This window comes from Allobosea sp. P4_E12, from assembly GCF_056401655.1.
In genome coordinates, this window is record NZ_JBFUIY010000006.1 from 1 (window position 1) to 18643 (window position 18643).

General features: G+C 64.5%; 18 protein-coding genes and 2 pseudogenes. 11 read left to right on the top strand and 9 right to left on the bottom strand.

All coding sequences use genetic code 11. From position 1 onward, the window contains the following. Positions 1–38 precede the first annotated feature (38 nt). From AC1DW9_RS08910 to AC1DW9_RS08920, 3 genes are all read right to left on the bottom strand, one after another. Positions 39–1001: a dihydrodipicolinate synthase family protein gene (locus AC1DW9_RS08910; protein ID WP_441488636.1), complete on the bottom strand. Its 963-nt coding sequence runs from the start codon at positions 999–1001 to the stop codon at positions 39–41. Positions 1002–1124: 123 nt separating this feature from the next. Further along, positions 1125–1832, bottom strand: coding sequence for a GntR family transcriptional regulator (locus AC1DW9_RS08915; protein ID WP_441488635.1), 708 nt, complete (start codon positions 1830–1832; stop codon positions 1125–1127). A gap of 194 nt (positions 1833–2026) precedes the next feature. Beyond that, positions 2027–2797 (bottom strand): alpha/beta hydrolase, encoded by a 771-nt coding sequence (locus tag AC1DW9_RS08920; RefSeq protein ID WP_441504710.1) that lies wholly within the window; start codon positions 2795–2797, stop codon positions 2027–2029. Positions 2798–2940: 143 nt separating this feature from the next. Here AC1DW9_RS08920 and AC1DW9_RS08925 point away from each other — a divergent pair, with 143 nt between their 5' ends. Next, positions 2941–3417 carry a MarR family winged helix-turn-helix transcriptional regulator gene (locus AC1DW9_RS08925; protein WP_441504709.1) on the top strand — a complete coding sequence of 159 codons (477 nt, stop codon included), beginning with the start codon at positions 2941–2943 and terminating at the stop codon, positions 3415–3417. A 22-nt stretch (positions 3418–3439) separates the two neighbouring features. Here AC1DW9_RS08925 and AC1DW9_RS08930 read toward each other — a convergent pair whose 3' ends face one another. Then, positions 3440–3886, bottom strand: coding sequence for a MarR family winged helix-turn-helix transcriptional regulator (locus AC1DW9_RS08930; protein WP_441504708.1), 447 nt, complete (start codon positions 3884–3886; stop codon positions 3440–3442). A 54-nt stretch (positions 3887–3940) separates the two neighbouring features. Between AC1DW9_RS08930 and AC1DW9_RS08935 the strand changes: the two genes are divergently transcribed. Together AC1DW9_RS08935 and AC1DW9_RS08940 are read left to right on the top strand one after the other, a co-directional pair. Continuing rightward, positions 3941–5059, top strand: a complete 1119-nt coding sequence (locus tag AC1DW9_RS08935) for an FAD-dependent oxidoreductase (protein WP_476775737.1) — start codon at positions 3941–3943, stop codon at positions 5057–5059. A 146-nt stretch (positions 5060–5205) separates the two neighbouring features. Beyond that, entirely contained in the window at positions 5206–5844 is a 639-nt protein-coding gene (locus AC1DW9_RS08940) for an alpha/beta hydrolase family protein (protein WP_476775738.1), read from the top strand. Between the two features lie 72 nt (positions 5845–5916). Here the strand turns inward: AC1DW9_RS08940 and AC1DW9_RS08945 are convergent, their stop codons facing one another. The 4 genes from AC1DW9_RS08945 to AC1DW9_RS08960 all read right to left on the bottom strand — a co-directional run bounded on the left by AC1DW9_RS08945 (position 5917) and on the right by AC1DW9_RS08960 (position 8322). After that, a complete protein-coding gene (locus tag AC1DW9_RS08945) occupies positions 5917–6138 on the bottom strand; it encodes a hypothetical protein (RefSeq protein WP_069876938.1) in 222 nt (73 codons plus the stop codon). Positions 6139–6341: 203 nt separating this feature from the next. After that, positions 6342–6947, bottom strand: coding sequence for a hypothetical protein (locus AC1DW9_RS08950; RefSeq protein ID WP_441504705.1), 606 nt, complete (start codon positions 6945–6947; stop codon positions 6342–6344). A 97-nt stretch (positions 6948–7044) separates the two neighbouring features. Next, complete coding sequence (locus AC1DW9_RS08955; RefSeq protein WP_441504704.1) at positions 7045–7716, bottom strand: LuxR C-terminal-related transcriptional regulator; 672 nt, start codon at positions 7714–7716, stop codon at positions 7045–7047. Between the two features lie 351 nt (positions 7717–8067). Further along, on the bottom strand, positions 8068–8322 hold the full coding sequence (locus AC1DW9_RS08960) for a hypothetical protein (RefSeq protein WP_476775739.1): 255 nt from the start codon (positions 8320–8322) through the stop codon (positions 8068–8070). Between the two features lie 115 nt (positions 8323–8437). Between AC1DW9_RS08960 and AC1DW9_RS08965 the strand changes: the two genes are divergently transcribed. From AC1DW9_RS08965 to AC1DW9_RS08975, 3 genes and pseudogenes are all read left to right on the top strand, one after another. Beyond that, positions 8438–9619 carry an ABC transporter substrate-binding protein gene (locus AC1DW9_RS08965; RefSeq protein WP_476775740.1) on the top strand — a complete coding sequence of 394 codons (1182 nt, stop codon included), beginning with the start codon at positions 8438–8440 and terminating at the stop codon, positions 9617–9619. A gap of 11 nt (positions 9620–9630) precedes the next feature. Next, on the top strand, positions 9631–10704 hold the full coding sequence (locus AC1DW9_RS08970) for a FecCD family ABC transporter permease (protein ID WP_476775861.1): 1074 nt from the start codon (positions 9631–9633) through the stop codon (positions 10702–10704). Between the two features lie 83 nt (positions 10705–10787). Beyond that, positions 10788–11495, top strand: a pseudogene (locus AC1DW9_RS08975) (ABC transporter ATP-binding protein); the annotation flags it as partial. A 99-nt stretch (positions 11496–11594) separates the two neighbouring features. On the opposite strand, the gene AC1DW9_RS08980 reads toward AC1DW9_RS08975, so the two are convergent. After that, positions 11595–12626 (bottom strand): AraC family transcriptional regulator, encoded by a 1032-nt coding sequence (locus AC1DW9_RS08980; protein WP_441504699.1) that lies wholly within the window; start codon positions 12624–12626, stop codon positions 11595–11597. Positions 12627–12668: 42 nt separating this feature from the next. Here AC1DW9_RS08980 and AC1DW9_RS08985 point away from each other — a divergent pair, with 42 nt between their 5' ends. The 5 genes and pseudogenes from AC1DW9_RS08985 to adh all read left to right on the top strand — a co-directional run bounded on the left by AC1DW9_RS08985 (position 12669) and on the right by adh (position 18555). Further along, positions 12669–13190, top strand: coding sequence for a hypothetical protein (locus tag AC1DW9_RS08985; RefSeq protein ID WP_441504698.1), 522 nt, complete (start codon positions 12669–12671; stop codon positions 13188–13190). Between the two features lie 1060 nt (positions 13191–14250). After that, positions 14251–14664 (top strand): annotated as a pseudogene (locus AC1DW9_RS08990) (cell wall hydrolase); the annotation flags it as partial. 88 nt (positions 14665–14752) lie between these two features. Continuing rightward, positions 14753–15568 (top strand): 3-methyl-2-oxobutanoate hydroxymethyltransferase, encoded by an 816-nt coding sequence (gene panB, locus AC1DW9_RS08995; protein WP_441504697.1) that lies wholly within the window; start codon positions 14753–14755, stop codon positions 15566–15568. Between the two features lie 336 nt (positions 15569–15904). Continuing rightward, on the top strand, positions 15905–16879 hold the full coding sequence (locus tag AC1DW9_RS09000; RefSeq protein WP_476775741.1) for a GAF domain-containing protein: 975 nt from the start codon (positions 15905–15907) through the stop codon (positions 16877–16879). A gap of 158 nt (positions 16880–17037) precedes the next feature. Beyond that, positions 17038–18555, top strand: coding sequence for an aldehyde dehydrogenase (gene adh / locus AC1DW9_RS09005; protein ID WP_476775742.1), 1518 nt, complete (start codon positions 17038–17040; stop codon positions 18553–18555). Positions 18556–18643: the final 88 nt, after the last annotated feature.

Below are 18643 nucleotides of genomic sequence, written 5' to 3' on the forward strand. Positions count from 1 at the left end.
GGAAAGCTCCGCCGCCACGCCCGACCTTAAACCCGCCCTCAGGCGGCATATTTCTGGACGGCGCCGGGAAGCGTGTTCCAGGCCGCATACCAGCTGTCGAAGAGCGCGAGCTGCGCCTCGGCATAGCCGCGCTGGCTCGCGGTCAAGGCATCCGTCTCGTTGAAGTGCAGGGTGTATTCCTTGGCCCCCTTCAGCACCATCATATGCTTGAAATAGAGCACGAGATCGGGACCCTCGTCGAAGGACGAGAGCACGCCGAGAGCCTGTTCGAGCTCCAGTGCGCGCTGGCGCGCCTCGGCATCGCCGGCCGCCGCCGCCTGGGAGAGCTTGCAGAGATGGATCACTTCTTTCGGCAGCACATTGCCGATGCCGGTGATCGCGCCCGTCGCGCCGCAATTCACATAGCCATGGACGACGGCGGTATCGACGCCGATCATCAGCGAAACGTCATCGTCGCCGCTGGTGATGGTCTCGGCGGCGTAGCGCATGTCGGCGGGACCGCCGAATTCCTTGAAGCCGACGAGGTTCTTGTGCTCGGCGCGCAGGGCGAAGAACAGGTCGGCCCGCGTCGCGAAGCCATAATAGGGGCTGTTATAGATCACCGCCGGCAGATCCGGCGCAGCCGAGAGGATCGCCTTGAAATGCGCCTTCTGGGCGAGGAGGACGGTGCCGCGGGACAAGACGCGCGGGATCACCATCAAGCCCTGGGCGCCGACCTTCTGCGCATGGGCCGCGTGAGCCACCGCTAAAGCGGTGTTGACCGCGCCGGTGCCGACGATCACCGGAATGCCGGCCTTCACCAGGCGCTCGACGCCTTCCATGCGCTGGGCATCGGTCAGCAGCGGCCAATCTCCCATCGAGCCGCAATAGACCACCGCCGACATGCCTTCAGCGATCAGCTCCTTGCCCTTGCGCACCAGGGCATCGAAGTCGGGGGTTCGATCCGCCTTGCACGGGGTCATCAGCGCGGGGATCACACCGGAGAAAATCTTGGCCTTCATGTCGATCTCCTTCTGGCTTGCCGAATGGTGGAGTTCGCAGCGCCGCAAGGGCGACGATGCTCGTCTCTGCGTCCTGATATATCTGTTTGCATATTATTTGTCGACAAGAATTAGGCGAGCGTCCTAAAGGGCAATCTCCAGGCGCTCGTCGCCGACCATAAGCTTCTGGATTTGCTGGACGATCTGATCGGCGTGGGCCTTGCCGAGGCGCTCTGCTGCGACGACGTCCCGGGCGATGATCGCGGCGATCATCGCTTCATGCTCCTCGACGAAACGCTGCGGCAGCCGGTCCTCGTAGGACTGATAGTAGAGCCTGAGGAAGCGCCGCCCTTCATCGAGCAGGCGGCTGAACAGGCTGTTGAAATACGGGTTGCGGCCGGCCTCGGCGATGGCGGAATGAAACGCCGCGTTCGTCGCGATCATCGCCAGCGCGTCCTGCGCCTGCACGGCGGCGGCGAATTCCTTCTGCCGGGCGCGGATGGTGACCAGATCCTGCGGGCGATGATGCTGTGCCGCGAGCTGCGTCGTCACCCGGTACATCAGCACGAGGGCGTCGAAGAACGGCGACATGTTGAGGAAATCGAGGTTCGACACCATCGTCGAGCGGTTGGGCAGCGTGTCGATCAGCCCTTCGCCCGCCAGCCGCACCAGCGCCTCGCGAATGGGCGTGCGCGACATCTTGAATCGCTCGGCGAGCTGGACTTCGTCGATCGGGCTGCCCGGCGGCAGCACGAGGTCGAGGATCTCGTCCCGCAGCAGATCATAGACGACCTTCACGCCCGAGCCGCGCTTGCGCTCGGGAGCGGCGGCAGATTGTTTCGTCGTCTTCATCGGCAGATCCTCTTGTCGACAAGAAGGATACTGGCGGCGCCAAGGCGGATCAATCGCTTCGAGGGGCGCCTTGCGCACGCAACGAAACGAAACTCGCCTGACGCACAGCCAAAGCGGGAAGGGCGGGCCCGCTCTGGGCCCGCCCTGAAGATCGATGGCGACGGTGATGGATCGGCTCGACCGTCCTGGTCCGGTCACTTCGCGTTGGCGGCTTTCTCGATGATCTCGGCGACGACGGCCGGCTTCGAGACATAGACGGCATGGCTGCCCTTGGTCTCGACGACGGTTGATCCGGCGCGCTTGGCCATCTGGTGCTGGGCCGGGGGCGGGATCATGTGGTCGTCGCTGGCGACGAGATAGAAGCTCGGCTTCATCTTCCAGGCCGGATTGGTGACCGCGCCGGCCAGCGCCGCGACGCCCCAGGGCACCTGCGAATCCGCCATCAGGGCGGCGGTGTCGGCATCGACATCGGCGGCGAAGGCGGCGGCGAACCTAGCCTTGTCGAGGGCGAGGAAGCCGTCGACGGGCGGCAGGATCGGCGGGACTGATGCGCCGGGAGGCGGGTTGGCGATCAGCGAGGAGACCGACTCGCCCTGATCCGGCGCGAAGGCGGCGATGTAGACGACCGCCTTGACCTTCGGATCGGTGCCGGCCTCGCTGACGACGACGCCGCCATAGGAATGGCCGACCAGGATGACCGGGCCATCCTGCTGGGCGATCGCCCGCTTGGTGAAGGCGACATCGTCGGCCAGCGAGGTCGTCGGGTTCTGGACGATGGTGACGCTGTAGCCCTTTTTCCGGAGGATATTGTAGACGCCCTGCCAGCCCGAGCCGTCGACGAAGCCGCCATGGACGAGGACGACGTTCCTGACGGCAGGGGCGGCCTCGGCGGCGGTGCCGGCGACGACGGCGGAGAGGGCAACGGTAGCGGAGAGGGCGGCGGCAGCGATCAGGGACTTGGTCATGACGGTGGCTCCTTCCTGTTTCTGCGATAATCATTATCGCGATATGTAACTCGATACAGAGGCCCCGCGGCCTTGTAAAGCGATTTCTTTATCGCGATATTGTTTTTCGAGATCTGGGCCCGCGAGGCCCCTGGAGGATGCCGATGACCGATGCCCCGACGCTGCCGCTCGACGGCCAGCTCTGTTTCTCGATCTATTCCGCCTCGCTGGCGATCCAGCGCGTCTACAAGCCGATGCTGGACGCGCTCGGCGTGACCTATACGCAATATCTCGTGCTGAGCGCGCTCTGGGAGCGGGACGGCCTGACGATCGGGGCGATCGGCGAGCGCCTCGCGCTCGAGCCGAGCACGATCACGCCCGCGGTCAAGCGGCTCGAGGCGGCGGGCTTTCTCGCCCGTCGGCGCAGCACCATCGACGAGCGTCTGGTCGAGGTCCATCTCACGGAGAAGGGCAGGAGCCTGCATCCCAAGACAGGGTGCCTGACCGATGCGCTCTTGCGCCATTCCGGCTTCGCCGTGCCCGAGATGATCGAGCTCAACAGCCGCGTCCAGGCCCTGCGCCAGGGCATGCGCGACGCAACCGGCGCCCACCAGGCGGCCGGAGCGGAGGGCGTGGAATGACCATGTGATCGACCGCCCGGCGCTATCGCTCCATCGCCTCGAGATTCCCGAGCACGCGACGGAGTAATGCGATCAGCGTCTGCAGGTCTTCAGCCGAGAGACCACGCGTCATCTCTTCATTGCTCTGCTGAAGGATCGCCCGTCCCGCCGGCAGGCGGTCGCGTGCCTCCTGCGTCAGCGAGATCAGGCTGCTGCGGCGATCGGCCGGATCGGGCTCCCGCCGGATGATGCCGTCACGCTCCATGCGCGCGAGAAGCTGCGCCATTGTCGGCTGTTCGACCCTTGCCCAGCGCGCGAGCTCGGTTTGCGATCGACCGTCCCCGTCTTTCAGGGCGGCCAGCACCGGAAGCTGAGCGGTGGCGAAACCGATCTTTCCGAGGCGTAGATCACCGATCCGGGCCAGGCCGCGCGCGATCCGGCTGAAATAATGGCCGGGATAGGCCATCGGGTCCCAGTCCTCGGATGTCATTGCATAGGCTCCTATGTTGTTATATAGGCTCCTATGTATATTGAGGATCCTGTCATGACAACCAGACCGAAAATCGCGATCATCGGCGGCGGCCCCGGCGGGTTGATGCTCGCCCGGCTCCTTCTGTTGCGCGGGCTTCAGCCGACAGTCTTCGAGCGGGATCGCCATGCCGGTGACCGGCCACAGGGTGGCTCGCTCGATCTCCACGCCGAGACCGGCCAGCAGGCTATCGCCCGGGCTGGGCTCGAAGCCGAGTTTCGCGCCGTGGCGCGGCCCGAGGATCAGGGCGACCGGCTCTATGACCAGAACGGCACGCTGTTGTTCGACCGCGACGGTGCCGGAGACAATCGACCGGAGGTCGACCGGACCGCCTTGCGCCAGATCCTGCTCGGCTCGCTTGCGCCCATGACGCTGCGTTGGGCGAGCAAGGTCGATGCCGTGACACCGATCGAGGCGGGCGGGTTTGATGTCGTCGTCGACGGAATCTCGGAACGCTTCGATATCGTCATCGGTGCGGATGGGGCATGGTCGCGTGTCCGCGCCCTGCTCTCCGATGCCCGGCCGCTCTACGAGGGGGTAACGCTGGTCGAGTTCGGCTTCGCTGCCGAACGCCATCCCGACGTCGACGGGTTGGTCGGGAGCGGCAAGATGTTCGCCGTCGGCGACAATCGGGTGCTGATCGCGCAACGCAATGGACACCGCCATATCCGCGGCTACGCGGGTCTGCGTCTTCCTGAGGCGGAGGCGCGCGGTTGGATGTCGCTCGGCGACGATCGCATCCGGGCAATGCTGCGCGATCGTTTCGCAGGTTGGGCGCCGTCCCTCGTCCATCTCATCGACAGTGGCGAGCTTATCGCCGTCCGCCCGCTCTATGCGCTGCCGATCGATCATTCCTGGCAAAGCCGGGTGGGGCTGACCTTGCTTGGGGACGCAGCCCATCTGATGTCGCCCTTCGGCGGCGAGGGCGTGAATCTGGCGCTCGCCGATGCCGTCGACCTGGCAGACGCGCTGACGAGCGGCGATGGATGGGGCGCGGTTGCCGCTTACGAAGCCGCGATGATGCGACGGGCGAGACCTGCCGCGGAAGGCGCGGCCGAAGGACTGGCTGGTGCGGTGTCGGCCGAGGGCGTCGCGGCCGTTCTGGATCATTATCGCCAGCGGGTCGAAGCCTGACATGCTCCTGGAGGCATTCATCGGCCCGGACTTGACGAGCGCGATCTGGCGACGCTGTTGATTGCGGCGGCTTCCGCTTAATCTCGGCCGACCCGAAGATTGGCCGGCGGCGAGAAGCCGACAGCTCCGGCAAGGCGAAGGCGGCGATGGTGGCATTTCTGATGGATGGCCCGGCTGAGGCGAGGACAACGATCCTCCTGGCGCATGGCGCGGGGGCTCCGATGGATTCCGCTTCGATGACGGCCAACGCCGGCGCTCTGGCTGCGGCCGGTCTTCGCGTGGCCCGGTTCGAGTTCGGTTACATGGAAGGTCGGCGGACATCAGCTGGTCGAAAGCCACCGCCGCGCGCCGAAACCCTGATCTCGGAATATGCCGCCGCCATCGGCGCGCTTGATTGCAAGGGACCGCTCATCATCGGCGGCAAATCGATGGGTGGACGTGTCGCCAGCATGCTGGCCGACGAGTGGCACGCATCCGGCCGGATCGCCGGCCTGCTCTGCCTTGGCTATCCCTTCCACCCGATCGGCAAGCCCGAGCAGCTGCGCACGGCGCATCTCGAGACCATGAAGACGCCGACGCTGATCGCCCAGGGGACGAGGGACCTGTTCGGAACGCGCGAGGAGGTGTCGGCTTACACGCTCTCCAGCGCCATCGAGATCCTCTGGCTCGACGATGGCGATCACGACCTGAAGCCGCGCAAGGCGGTCTCGGGCTATTCCATCGACGACCATCTGAGGACGCTGTCGAACAAGGTCGCCGCCTGGGCGGATAGCCTCACGGCATAGGGGCACGGCCGGCGCGGGCAGGGGAAGCGGCGCGACCCCGGGCCCGGCGCCGCTTCGTCGGTCTGGCCGGCCTCAGGTTCCGTCCGGCCCGCTGCTTTTGAGTTCCCAGGTCAGGATCGCGAGAGCCAGGTTCTCAAGCTCCAGCTCGGCCATCGGATGGTGGGCGGCGGCGTGGAGATCACGCGCCCTGGCGCAGGCGCGAATATAGTCCGCCTCCGAGCTCAGCATCACGGAGCGCCGGTTCGGGTAGCCTGGCGCGCGGTTCCGCCGGCGGTCGGGTCGCTCTTCACGCATGCATGGCCATGCCGGTTCGTGAGACGATACTGCTCATGCCTTAGAGTGAGGCCGGTTCACGCCAATCGCAACCCCGAGATTACCATTGGGCGCGAATCGTCCAACGGCACGCGAATTCGAGGGCGTGCTTCAGCCAGGACGCAGGTCCCCGCCAGGGCATCATCTCTCCGGAGTGGGCGAGGGCGGTTCCGATCAGGTCCCGCCTATTGACGCACCAGGATGATCTCGGAGGTCTGCAGGATCGGGCCGCCGGGCGTGAGGTTATCCGCGACGGTCATCCGCAGGATGCCGCGGCCGTCATTCTGGATGACCATCGCGGCCTGCGTGTCGCCATTGACCGGGCGCGGCCACTCGATGCGAAGGTTCAGGGTGTCGCCGCTGCGCGTGCCGCTGAGCCGGGCGGGGCCGATCCGGGCGCCGGTATAGGTGCCGTGATAGGTGCCGGAGCGCGGATCATAAGTGACATCGATCGCGACCGGGCGCACGAAGATCAGATAGGCGCGGCAGCTGCCTTGCGCGCTGATCCGATTTTCGGTGGGCCGCCCCATGATCGAACAGGTCACGTGCCGCGGCTGGCTGCCGCCGTCGCGCTGGACCTTGCCGGAGCCGGACCAGTCGCCGCGAAAACGCTCGAGAAAGTCGGATTCGGCAGCGCGGGCAGGATTGCAGACGAGGATGACAAGGAGGCAGCACAGGCAAGCCGCCGCGATGCCGCAGCGTGTCGCCCTGCCGATGACCCGGTGCTGCAGGATCGCCCTGGAAGCCAGTTGGACCGGAATGCCGGGCGTAAGAGTGTCCGCGACCGTCATGCCGAGCCTCCCCGGCTCTGGCTGCCTTGAGCCCGGCTAGCGTCTGGAGCCTAGCGACTGCGGCCCTCTCAACGGGCCCGGCAGGGCCGGTCGTCGTTCACGGGCGCCTGATCACGGCAGGGGTGTTCGCTCCCGCAGTCAGCCTTTGCGCGGCGAGCACCACCTCGAGGCGGTTGCGCGCGTTCAGCTTGGCCATCAGATTGGTCATGTAACCCTTGACGGTCTTGGCGCTGAGCGACAGCTCGCGGGCGATTTCGTTGTTCATCTTGCCGAGCAGCAGCAGATTGACGATCTGCTGCTCCCGGACGCTGAGCCTGTTGCTGACCGCCTTCTGTCTTTCGAGGGTCTTTTCTTTCAACGCACAGATCAGCTTGGTCGCGAAGGAGGGCGTGACATAGACATCGCCTCGCTGTGCCGCCTGAAGAGCCTGGAAGAGGTCTTCTCCGGGACTGCCTTTCAGGACATAGCCCTTGGCCCCGGCATCCAGCGCCCTGATCGCGTCTTCCGTGCTGGCCGAGGCGGTGAACACCACGATCTTCGTCTCAGGAGCGATCTTCAACGCGTCCGCAATCGCCTGGAAGACATCCCCCGCCATGCTGAGATCGACGATCATCTCATCCGGGCGATGCGTTCTGGCGATCGGCACGATGTGATCTGCGACAGTCCCCGTCGCGGCGAGCATGAAACCGCCCCAGCGTTTCAGCAGCACGGCGATCCCCTCCATCAGCATGGGGTGATCATCGACGATCGCAACCGAAAGGTCCGGCATGGCTGACCTCTGCACTCTACCCCCAAGCCTGACCGGATGGTTGCGTAGTCAACGCTCTTTGTAAATCCTCTCAAAATGAGAACAATCTCGATTCAATCGGGTCGACAAACCTGTCTTGCTAAACCTTAGGTAGAAGAATTCCGTTTTCTGCGCCTGAGGTTGTGGCTGGCGGCAGGCGGGAGGGCATTCTGCCGCCGCTGCGGCGGTCACCCGGGCCGGCTGAGACCAGCAATGGCAATCTCGTTCAGCGCAATCGTCAGGTCCGCCCATCCCCGTCAGGTCGGGCGCCGGCCCATCTCGCCAAGCGTTTAGTTTAAGAATATTCTAGTTATAGATTTGAGTATTTCTAAGTTATTGAAGTATTGTGACAAATCGCCGCGCAGTCTGTAACTGGTCGCTATTCTGCACGAGGACAGATGCGGTGGATCTTCTGAGCACGCGATCGATCAGGAATAATATCCGGCGTGACTGGAACCGCCCGTCGGCCAAGCCCATGTATTGCGGAATCATGAGATCTTCTTGTTCAGCCGGTCTGCGCATCTCGGCGCGCGCGATAACCAGCGATTGCTTGAGCCGATCCGCACCAGAACCGTCTTCCTGGAGCATGAGCCGATCATGGTCGGTCGGGCGAGGGGAGGCCGCCGGTTGAACACTGGCGGCTGGGCCAGGACCGCTGCGCCATCCCCATGCGCAAACGGCAATCGATAGAGCGAGGATCATGATGGACAGGCATTCACAATCCGTGCCGGGCTGGTTTGCTTGGCTGACCCGGCGCGTGGCGCTCATGGCCGCCCTGGCCCTGCTTGCCGCACCGGGCATCCGCAGCGCGCAGGCTGCCGACACCATGATCGAGGTGACCGACCTTGCCGGCCGCACCGTCAAGGTCAAGAAGGGCGTGCAACGGGCCATCCTCGGCGAGGGCCGGCTATTCTCCGCGACGGTCGTGCTGATGGGCAAGGACAAGCCCTTCGCGCGGCTCGCCGCCATCGGCGACGATCTGCCGAAATTCGACCCCGACACCTGGAACCGCTACCTGGCGGATGTCCCTGCCGCCAAGTCGGTGACATTGGTGAGCGCGCTCGCCTCGAGCGATTTCAGCGTGGAGAAGGCGATCACGCTTGATGCGGACCTCGTCATCCTGTCGCTCGGCTTCCTGGACAAGGCGATGCAGTCCGGTGTCGTCGACAACCTGGCCAAGGCCGGCATTCCGACGATCTTCATCGATTTCCGCGAGCGCCCGACGCAGAACACCGTGCCGAGCATGCTTCTGCTCGGCCGGGTCTTCGACCGCATGGACGCGGCCAATAGCTTCATCGACTATTATTCGCAGCAGATGCGGCGGGTCTACAACGTCACGACGCGGCTGAAGCAGGATCAGCGGCCGCTGGTCTTTGCCGAGCAGGCTGCCGGCCTCAACCCGTCTGCCTGCTGCCAGTCCTTCGGCAATTTCAACTTCGGCGAATTCGTCTCCGAAGCCGGCGGCATGAACTGGGGATCGAAGTATTTTTCCGGTGCCGGCGGCATGGTCAATCCGGAGAAGATCATCGTCGATGATCCGCAATTCCTGCTGATGACCGGCGCCAACTGGTCGAACAGCAACCCCGGCAATATCGCCGTCTGGCTCGGCTACGAGACCCAGCCTGAACGCGCCGCCGCGCAGTTCAAGGGCCTCGTCGCCCGGACCGGATTTCCGGGGCTGACGGCCGTCAAGAACAGGAAGGTGATGGCGATCTATCACCAGTTCTACCAGAGCCCGTATCACTTCGTGGCCATCCAGGCGCTCGCCAAGTGGCTGCACCCCAACGAGTTCAAGGATCTCGACGCCTGGGCGACCTTCCAGGAACTGCATGACCGCTTCCTGCCGATCAAGCTGACTGGCAAGTTCTGGATCGAGATGAACTGATCGCCATGGCCCTGTCCGATATGCCGGCCTTCGAGCCGCCTGCCGATACGGCCAGCGAGCGCTATCGGCGGCGGGTGCTGCGCAAGCTCCTGCTCGCTGTCGGGGCGCTTGCGCTGCTCACGCTGGCGCTCGTGGTCGATGTCTCGGTGGGGCCCGGCAATTTCCCCTTGATGGATGTGGCGCGCGTCATCCTCGAACCGGGATCGATGGGCCCGAAGCTCGACGTGATCGTCTGGGATGTGCGCCTGCCCGTCGCGGTGATGGCCATTCTCGTCGGTGCCATGCTGGGCACTGCCGGGGCGCAGATGCAGACTATCCTCGGCAATCCTCTCGCCGATCCGTTCACGCTCGGCATCTCGTCGGCGGCGAGCTTCGGTGCGGCGCTTGCCATCGCGACCGGCGTCTCGCTCGTGCCTTTCGCGGGGGCCTTCCTGGTGACGGCGAACGCCTTCCTGTTCGCGCTCGCGACCTCGGCGATCCTGTTCCTGTTCACGCGGCTGCGCGGCGTCACCGTCGAGACCTTCGTGCTCGTCGGCATCGCGCTGTTCTTCACCTTCAATGCGCTTCTGGCCTTCATCCAGTTCCACTCGTCCGAAACCCAGCTGCAGCAGATCATCTTCTGGATGATGGGCAGCCTGTCGCGCGCCACCTGGACGAAGCTCGGGATCTGCGCCGGCCTGCTTGGAGTCATCCTGCCGTTCTGCCTGCATCGCAGCTGGATGCTGACCGCGCTCACCATGGGCGACGAGCGGGCCGCCGCCCTTGGCGTGCGCGTCGCGCGGCTGCGCCTCGAAATGCTGGTCTGCATCTCGCTGCTGGCCTCGACCGCCGTCGCCTTCGTCGGCACGATCGGCTTCATCGGCCTGGTGGGGCCGCATATCGCCCGGCTTCTGGTCGGCGAGGACCAGCGCTATTTCGTGCCGGTCGCGGCGATTGCCGGCGGCCTCATCCTGTCCGTCGCGTCGACGCTGTCGAAGGGCATTACCCCGGGGATCATCTATCCCATCGGCATCATCACCGCCCTCGTCGGCGTGCCGTTCTTCCTTAGCCTCGTGATGTCGATCCGCCGGGAGCGCTGGCAATGAGCCTTTCGATCGAGTCGATCGGTTTCGCCTATCGTGGCCGCGGCGACGTCTTCGACGGACTCAGCGCTCTGGGGCTCGAGCGCGGCACCGTCACCGCCGTGGTCGGGCCGAACGGGGTTGGAAAATCCACGCTGTTTCGCCTCGTGGCCGGGCTGCTGCGCCCGCGCGCCGGCACCATGCGGCTCGACGGGGCCGACCTTGCCGGAATGACATCGCGGCAGCGGCATGATGCGATCTTCTTCCTGTCGCAGCATGTCGCGATGCGGGCTGCGCTCTGCGTCTTCGATTATGTGCTGCTCGCCCGGAAAGCCCATGGCGGCCGCGCCACGCGCGAGGATCTGCGGGCGGTGGAGGAGGCGCTCGGCACGCTGCATATCGACCATCTCTCGGAGGTTCCGGTGTCGGACCTTTCGGGTGGCCAGCAGCAGCTCGTCTCCGTGGCCCAGGCCCTGGTGCGCGCGCCCAGCGTGCTCCTGCTCGACGAGCCGACAAGCGCGCTCGACCTGCGCCGGCAGTTGCAGGTGACCAATGTCATCCGCGAGACGACGCGKCGGCGCGGCCAGGTCACGCTCGTCGCCTTGCACGATCTGGCACTGGCCAGCCGCTGCGCGGATCGCTTCCTGCTGATCGACCGCAAGACCGTCGTCGCCGATGGCCGCCCCAGGGATGTCCTCTCCCATCCGGCGGCGTCGGACGTGTATGGCGTCGACATCACGCTGGAACAGGGTGCGACCGGCAATCTCCTGGTCGACACCACGCTGCGCGCCGGCACCGAGCGGCCGACGGCCTGAGAGGGCAGGGGGCGCCGCTCTTCGCCCAGGCCGATGGGCGTCGCATGCGCTCTGGCCGCGCCGACTGCGCCAACGGCCTTGGCGTCGGCCAAGCGACATTCATCCGTTCGGGGTGCCGCCCAGCCGCATCTGGCTCGGCGCCAGCCCGGTCCATTGCTTGAACGCATGCGAGAACGCGCTGACTTCGTGGAAACCCAGCAGCCAGGCGACCTTGGAGACATGGTGGTCGCCATCATTGAGATAGCGCAAAGCCAGATCACGCCGCAGTTGCCGCAGGACCTCCGAAAAGCTCAGCCCCTCCTCGGCGAGCCTTCGCGCCAGTGTCCGTTCGCTTAATCCAAGCTGGCGGGCGATGACTTCGGCGCGAACCTTGCCGTGAGGCAGCAGCGGAGCAATCGCATTCTCGACGCTCACCCGAAGCGGGCTCGCATTGGTCGTGCGGGATGATAGCGCCGCCTCGCAATAGGTCTGGAGGAGATCGTTGAGATAAGGGTCGGCATTCACGAGATGGCGTTCGCGCGCATCGGCCTGCAGAACGAATGCATCGGTCTCGGCGCCGAACTCCACCTTCGTCCCGGCAAACCGCGACATCGCAGAGGTGTCGCCCGATCGGTGATGCGCGATCGAGACGTGTTGTGGGACGAGATTTGCGCCGGTCAGGATGCGGCAGATCCTGATTGCTCCAAAAATGCAGAACTCGGCCTGGTGCCGATCGCAATGCCGGGGAAGGCCGGCATAGCTCAGCGTGACGGTGAACCCGCTTCCCTCGGCAATGCTGAAGACCAGCGCTTCATTGGTGATCGCGCTGTAGCGCGCAATCCGTTGCGTTGCGTCGCCGAGCGTTTGTGAGGATGCCATCACGTAGAACAGCAAGCCCATGGCTCGGGGGTCGAATTCCTGGGCCAGGGTGAAGCCGAGGCAATCATCACCCAGTGCCGCCGCGGCCCGGTCCAGGAATGCGACCTGACGCCGGGAGGGCACTCTCTGATCGTGATCGGCGAGCATGTCCTCGGTCAGGCCGACCTCGTTCAGGAGAGGCGCGGCCGGTATGCCGGCGCCGGCAAGACGCGCAACGGCAAGGCGCGAGATGCCCGCTAGCGTGGTCGGCAGGGAGGTCAGGTCGCGTGGCAAAGCCGCCGAACTCCCCTGCTCATGTCCGGGACGAGCAAAATCTTGGCCGAAATTAACAAGCGTCGGATGCTCCAGCAACGTATTTCAGGGATGTCCGGTCTGCGTGCGCGCACCGGCCACGCCTCGAAGGCAATAGGCCCAGGACAAACCAATAAGCCCAGAACAAACCTGTTGCGGAATTGGAGCCTATGGATGAGATCTCGCCGGCGTCTGGCCTCATTGAGCGCTGTCGGGATCATGATTTCTTCGACCGGTCACGCTGCGACCTTTGCCTGGGAATGTAGGTTCCCTAGCTTTCGCAATGCCCTGACCTTTGTTTGGGATACCGATAAAAGCTCCGCTTCCCTGATTGGCGGCGCGGGCTCGGCGACCTTGTGGCCGAATTTCGGCACGATTGCCTCCGGGCAGGCTGTTGTCTCATTCGCTGAGCCGACCTCTGGCGGAGCCATCCAGACGACAACGATCATCGTCAACACCGGAGAAGCGATTCATAGCCGCAATGCCATCGTCGGCGGGAAGTTTGTTCCCTCGCAAGATTCGGGTCAGTGCAGGCAAAGGCGCTGAATCTAAAATCTGCGCGCCTGCTAATATGCGTCAGTATTATCTTATTGATTTATGTTTATTAAATTAAGTTAATAATATTAATTGCGATTTACCAAAATATTGATTACAAAATTCGGCTTGCATATTCCTGAGGGATCCCGGCGCGATGCGCGTCTAAATCACCTATCGGCAGGAACGGTCACAAAGTTGCCGAACTCCCTGTCCATAGCGCTTCGATCAGCGAACAATGCAGTCTCAAATCGGGAGAGAAAAAATCTTTGGTAATTAGGAAAAAGAGGCAGAGCCGTCAGCAACATTTTTCGGGTACGCCGAGCCGACGTTGTCGAGGCCGATTTGCCATGAATGTTAAACTCAACGGTGATGCAGACTGTATGTTTGCGATACAGAATTTTGCTTCGCGTAACGGTCGTCACTCTCGGTCGGCGACGGGAAAGATTGTCGCCTGCGAAGTGGTCGTCATTTCCACTGTCGCGTTCCGGCGCGGCGCCGGCGTATCCGGACGACGCGCTAATACAGATCAGTCGTCAATGAATAGCCTGAGGCCTGACGCCGTTCCGTGGTTCTCCCGCGCGTTGAGCGGCGCGGTAACGCCTCGGCACGAGGCCGCTTGATGCGGCTCTGCCCGCAGCCTCACTCCTCATCGCAATGGCCGTAACGCCAGTTAACCCACGTTAGTCAAACAGCCTTGTCGCCTTCGGCATATCGAGACGCTGCGCTACGCAGGGCCTTCGCCATGCTTCGGGACAAGCTCCAGCAAAACGAGTTCTTTTCCGCCTCCACAGCCTCCGTGAGAGCCTTGATGTGCTCGTCTCCGGTCAGGCCGCGGCGCCCAAACCCAGCAAACAGACCAAGCCACAAGGGCCGCTGATCCTGCCGACGATGGATCCGGACCGCGAACGCACGGCTTGACCCTTACCCCCGGAGTATCCCCATGAAGCGCATCGCCCCACTGGCGTTGCTTTCGCTTGCGGCCTTTGTCGAGCCGCCCGCCACGACCCTGGCGACCACGCAGCTCATTCTCACCGGCGTGCCGGTCGTCGTCGACGGCGACACGCTGGCGAGCGAGCAGCGCTGCCTCGCCGAGGCGATCTATTTCGAGGCGCGCTCCGAAGCGGAGGACGGGCGCGTCGCCGTCGCCCAGGTGGTGCTCAACCGGGTCAAGAGCGGGTATTATCCGGGGTCCGTCTGCGGCGTCGTCTATCAGAACCGCCACCGCAGGCTCGCCTGCCAGTTCACCTTCGCCTGCGAAGGCAAGTCGTTGCGCATCAAGGAGCCGGAGCAGTGGCAGGTGGCCCAGCGCATCGCACGTGAGGTTTACGAGGGCCGGACCTATCTCGTGGAGGTCGGCGATTCCACGCATTATCACGCCGATTATGTCCAGCCCTCCTGGGCGAAGAGGCTGAAGAAGATGGATGTGATCGGCCGCCACATCTTCTACAGCCGCGGCACGACCGGACTGGCCCATTCAGGGTGACCCGGACCTGAGGCCGGCGCTCGCTTCGCAATTGCGAGCGCGGCCCCTATAGGTTGCGCGGCGATCAGTCTCGCCGGGAGTCATGCCTATGGCCTATCTGTCCGATGCCCGCGCCCTCACGCTGGCCGATTTCGCCCGGATGAAAACGGCGGGCGAGAAGGTCGCGATGATGACCTGCTACGATTCGAGCTTCGCGAGCCTGCTCGAGAGCTGCGGTGTCGAGATCCTGCTCATCGGCGATTCCATGGGGAATGTGCTGCAGGGGCACGCCACGACCCTGCCCGTGACCATGGAGCAGATGGTCTATCACACGGCCTGCGTGGCGCGCGGCGCCAGGCGCGCCTTCATCATGGCCGACATGCCGTTCGGCTCGTATCAGGAAGGTCCTGCCCAAGCCATGCACAACGCCGCCAGGCTGATGGCTGCCGGCGCCCATATGGTGAAGCTCGAAGGCTCCGACTATGCCGTCGAAACCGTTCGATTTCTCGTCGAGCGCGGCGTCCCGGTCTGCGGCCATCTCGGGCTGACGCCGCAATCGGTGCACCAGCTCGGCGGCTACCGGGTCCAGGGCAAATCGGCTGATGCTGCGACCAAGCTCAAGGCCGACGCCGCCGCGCTGGAGCAGGCGGGTGCGCGCTTCCTCGTGCTGGAAATGGTGCCGTCGACGCTCGCCGCCGAGATTGGCGAGGCGAGCGACGCCATGCTGACGATCGGGATCGGCGCCGGTGTCAACTGCAATGGCCAGGTGCTCGTCCTCCACGACGCGATCGGCGTCTATCCCGGCAAGAGGCCACGCTTTTCCAAGGACTTCATGGTCGGCGCGGGCTCGATCCAGCAGGCGGTCGAGGCCTATGTCGCCGCGGTGAAGAGCCAGGAATTCCCGGGGGCGGAGCACAGTTACTGAGAGCCGGCTCCGGCCGCAGGGGCATGTGGCCGGCCGCCGATCTGTCGCTGCAATGCAGGCAGCGAGGGACGGACATTATCAGTCGGATGCGCCCGCTATCTCCGGGGCGGCCTCCGTTAGAATGGCCTCGGCGCGATCTTTCATTATATAAGTTGGAATATAACGATCGGCTTCGTCAATTCCTACCAGAACGCTTTCCTATCCTGACCTCCGCCTATCGGACGGTTGACAGCGGTGCCGGAACGGCCGGAACATGCCGAAAATCGCATGGCTGCCGGTAGTGACGCGCCTCGGCTGGCAATGACGGTGCGAAGCGGGTGGAAATGGATGCCGAGCATGGTCGAGACTGCGCGAGGCCTGCACGCTGACCGGATATATTCGACATTGAACAACGCTGCGGCAGTGGCGCAATCGGCCGTGGCGGCGTCCTGGTCGCGTTCCGCGGTCAAATACGGGCTCGATCCCAACCACGCCCGGCCGCCCTGGCGGCTCAGCCAGCATGAATTCGATGCCGCCTTCGAACGCCTGGATCCGCTGATCCGAGTGGCGCAGTCGACCCTTGATCGGCTCTTCCAGTCGGTCGGCGATGCCGGCTGCTGCGTGCTGTTCACCGATCGCGAGGGCGTGCCGCTCGATCGACGGGGCGTCGTCGGCGACGATGTCGATTTCCGCAATATCGGGCTCTGGACCGGAATGGTCTGGAGCGAGGCCAGCGAGGGCACCAACGGCGTCGGAACCTGCCTCGCGGAGGGGCGTCCGTTGACGATCCACCGCGACCAGCATTTCCTGACGCGCAATATCGGCCTGAGCTGCAGCGTCGCCCCGATCTGGGACGCGCAGGGGCGGCTGATCGCGACGCTGGATGTCTCGACCTGCCGGGCCGACCTGACGCCGGCCATGCTGAAGCTCGTCGCCAGCGCGACGGTCGAGGCGGCGCACAGGATCGAGGCTCATCATTTCCGGATGGCTTTTCCCAAGGCACGCATCGTCGTCGCCCAGGACCGCTTCGGCGGCGGCGGCGGTTTGCTGGCCGTCGACAAGGAGGATCTCGTCTTCGGGGCGAGCCGGGCGGCGCGGCTGGCCTATGGACTGACCGACGAGCGGCTCGCGCACCCATTTCCCGCCGACGATCTCCTGGCGGGTGACGAGGCAAGGCCTGCCGAGGCGTTGAGCGCCGCCGAGCGCGGCGTCGTGCAGCGGGCTCTGGCGCGGGCCAATGGCAATGTCTCGGCGGCGGCGCGCATGCTCGGGGTCAGCCGCGCCACCATGCACCGGAAGCTGACAAGGCTCGGGCTCCAGCGCGGCCGGTGAGCGCACGCGTGGCCGAACATGCAATCTCTTCCGAAACCTGTCGCAAAGCTGAGACAGTCGGGCATCTGAAAGCGCCGCACGCCTCCTGACAACGCCAAGCATTGCGGCCGATCCTGCCCTCCAGGGCGCGGCCTCACAGCGCTGCGATGGAGGATGAGATGAACAAGTCCGAATTCAACCGCACGACCGCGACGCCGTTCAAGGCGCGCTATGGCAATTTCATCAACGGCAAATGGGCCGAGCCCCAGTCAGGGCGCTATTTCGAGAACACCTCTCCGGTGAATGGCCGGCTGCTCTGCGAGGTCGCGCGCTCCGACGCGAACGACATCGAGGCGGCGCTCGACGCCGCCCATGCCGCCAAGGGTGCCTGGGGCCGCACCAGCGCCGCCGAGCGGGCGCTGCTCCTCAACAAGATCGCCGATGTGATGGAGGAGAATCTCGCGCTTCTCGCGCTGGCCGAGACCTGGGACAACGGCAAGCCGATCCGGGAGACGACCGCTGCGGACATGCCGCTGGCGATCGACCATTTCCGCTATTTCGCCGGCGCGGTGCGCGCGCAGGAAGGCGGCATCTCCGAAATCGACCATGATACGGTCGCCTATCACTTCCACGAGCCGCTCGGCGTCGTCGGCCAGATCATTCCCTGGAACTTCCCGATCCTGATGGCAGTCTGGAAGCTGGCGCCGGCGCTCGCCGCCGGCAATTGCGTCGTGCTCAAGCCGGCCGAACAGACGCCCGCCTCGATCCTCGTCCTGGCCGAGCTGATCGCCGACATCCTGCCGCCGGGCGTCCTGAACATCGTCAACGGCTTCGGCCTGGAGGCCGGCAAGCCGCTCGCCTCGAGCAACCGCATCGCCAAGATCGCCTTCACCGGCGAGACCACGACCGGCCGCCTGATCATGCAATATGCCAGTCACAACCTGATCCCGGTGACGCTGGAGCTGGGCGGCAAGTCCCCGAACATCTTCTTCAAGGATGTGACGCTCGAGGATGACGATTTCTTCGACAAGGCGATCGAAGGCTTCGTCATGTTCGCGCTCAACCAGGGCGAAGTCTGCACCTGTCCGAGCCGCGCCCTGGTCCATGAGAGCATCTATGACCGCTTCATGGAAAAGGCGCTGAAGCGCGTCGAAGCGATCAAGCAGGGCGACCCGCTGGATAGCGCGACGATGATCGGGGCGCAGGCCTCCTCCGAGCAGCTCGAGAAGATCCTGAGCTATTTCGATATCGGCCGGCAGGAGGGCGCCGAGGTGTTGATCGGCGGCTCAAGGAACGAACTGCCGGGCGACCTGGCGGGCGGCTATTACGTCAAGCCGACCGTCCTGAAGGGGCACAACAAGATGCGGGTCTTCCAGGAGGAGATCTTTGGGCCGGTCGTCTCCGTCACGACGTTCAAGGACGACGAAGAGGCGCTCTCGATCGCCAATGACACGCTCTATGGCCTCGGCGCCGGCATCTGGACCCGTGACGGCAACCGCGCCTATCGCTTCGGCCGCGCGATCCAGGCGGGCCGGGTCTGGACCAATTGCTACCACGCCTATCCCGCACATGCGGCCTTCGGCGGCTACAAGCAGTCCGGCATCGGTCGCGAGAACCACAAGATGATGCTCGACCATTACCAGCAGACCAAGAACATGCTGGTGAGCTACTCCCCGAAGAAGCTCGGCTTCTTCTGAAGCCCCTGGGGCTTCTCCTGAAGATGTTCAGCTTCTCCCCGAAGAAGCTGGCTTCTTCGGGCGTTTGCCCGCCCCTCCACGGGCACAG

Excerpts from the sequence above, each read along its gene's own strand:
- AC1DW9_RS08910 (WP_441488636.1), bottom strand. The coding sequence starts at position 1,001 with ATGAAGGCCAAGATTTTCTCCGGTGTGATCCCCGCGCTGATGACCCCG.
- AC1DW9_RS08915 (WP_441488635.1), bottom strand. The coding sequence starts at position 1,832 with ATGAAGACGACGAAACAATCTGCCGCCGCTCCCGAGCGCAAGCGCGGC.
- AC1DW9_RS08920 (WP_441504710.1), bottom strand. The coding sequence starts at position 2,797 with ATGACCAAGTCCCTGATCGCTGCCGCCGCCCTCTCCGCTACCGTTGCC.
- AC1DW9_RS08925 (WP_441504709.1), top strand. The coding sequence starts at position 2,941 with ATGACCGATGCCCCGACGCTGCCGCTCGACGGCCAGCTCTGTTTCTCG.
- AC1DW9_RS08930 (WP_441504708.1), bottom strand. The coding sequence starts at position 3,886 with ATGACATCCGAGGACTGGGACCCGATGGCCTATCCCGGCCATTATTTC.
- AC1DW9_RS08935 (WP_476775737.1), top strand. The coding sequence starts at position 3,941 with ATGACAACCAGACCGAAAATCGCGATCATCGGCGGCGGCCCCGGCGGG.
- AC1DW9_RS08940 (WP_476775738.1), top strand. The coding sequence starts at position 5,206 with ATGGTGGCATTTCTGATGGATGGCCCGGCTGAGGCGAGGACAACGATC.
- AC1DW9_RS08945 (WP_069876938.1), bottom strand. The coding sequence starts at position 6,138 with ATGCGTGAAGAGCGACCCGACCGCCGGCGGAACCGCGCGCCAGGCTAC.
- AC1DW9_RS08950 (WP_441504705.1), bottom strand. The coding sequence starts at position 6,947 with ATGACGGTCGCGGACACTCTTACGCCCGGCATTCCGGTCCAACTGGCT.
- AC1DW9_RS08955 (WP_441504704.1), bottom strand. The coding sequence starts at position 7,716 with ATGCCGGACCTTTCGGTTGCGATCGTCGATGATCACCCCATGCTGATG.
- AC1DW9_RS08960 (WP_476775739.1), bottom strand. The coding sequence starts at position 8,322 with ATGCTCCAGGAAGACGGTTCTGGTGCGGATCGGCTCAAGCAATCGCTG.
- AC1DW9_RS08965 (WP_476775740.1), top strand. The coding sequence starts at position 8,438 with ATGGACAGGCATTCACAATCCGTGCCGGGCTGGTTTGCTTGGCTGACC.
- panB (WP_441504697.1), top strand. The coding sequence starts at position 14,753 with ATGGCCTATCTGTCCGATGCCCGCGCCCTCACGCTGGCCGATTTCGCC.
- AC1DW9_RS09000 (WP_476775741.1), top strand. The coding sequence starts at position 15,905 with ATGGTCGAGACTGCGCGAGGCCTGCACGCTGACCGGATATATTCGACA.
- adh (WP_476775742.1), top strand. The coding sequence starts at position 17,038 with ATGAACAAGTCCGAATTCAACCGCACGACCGCGACGCCGTTCAAGGCG.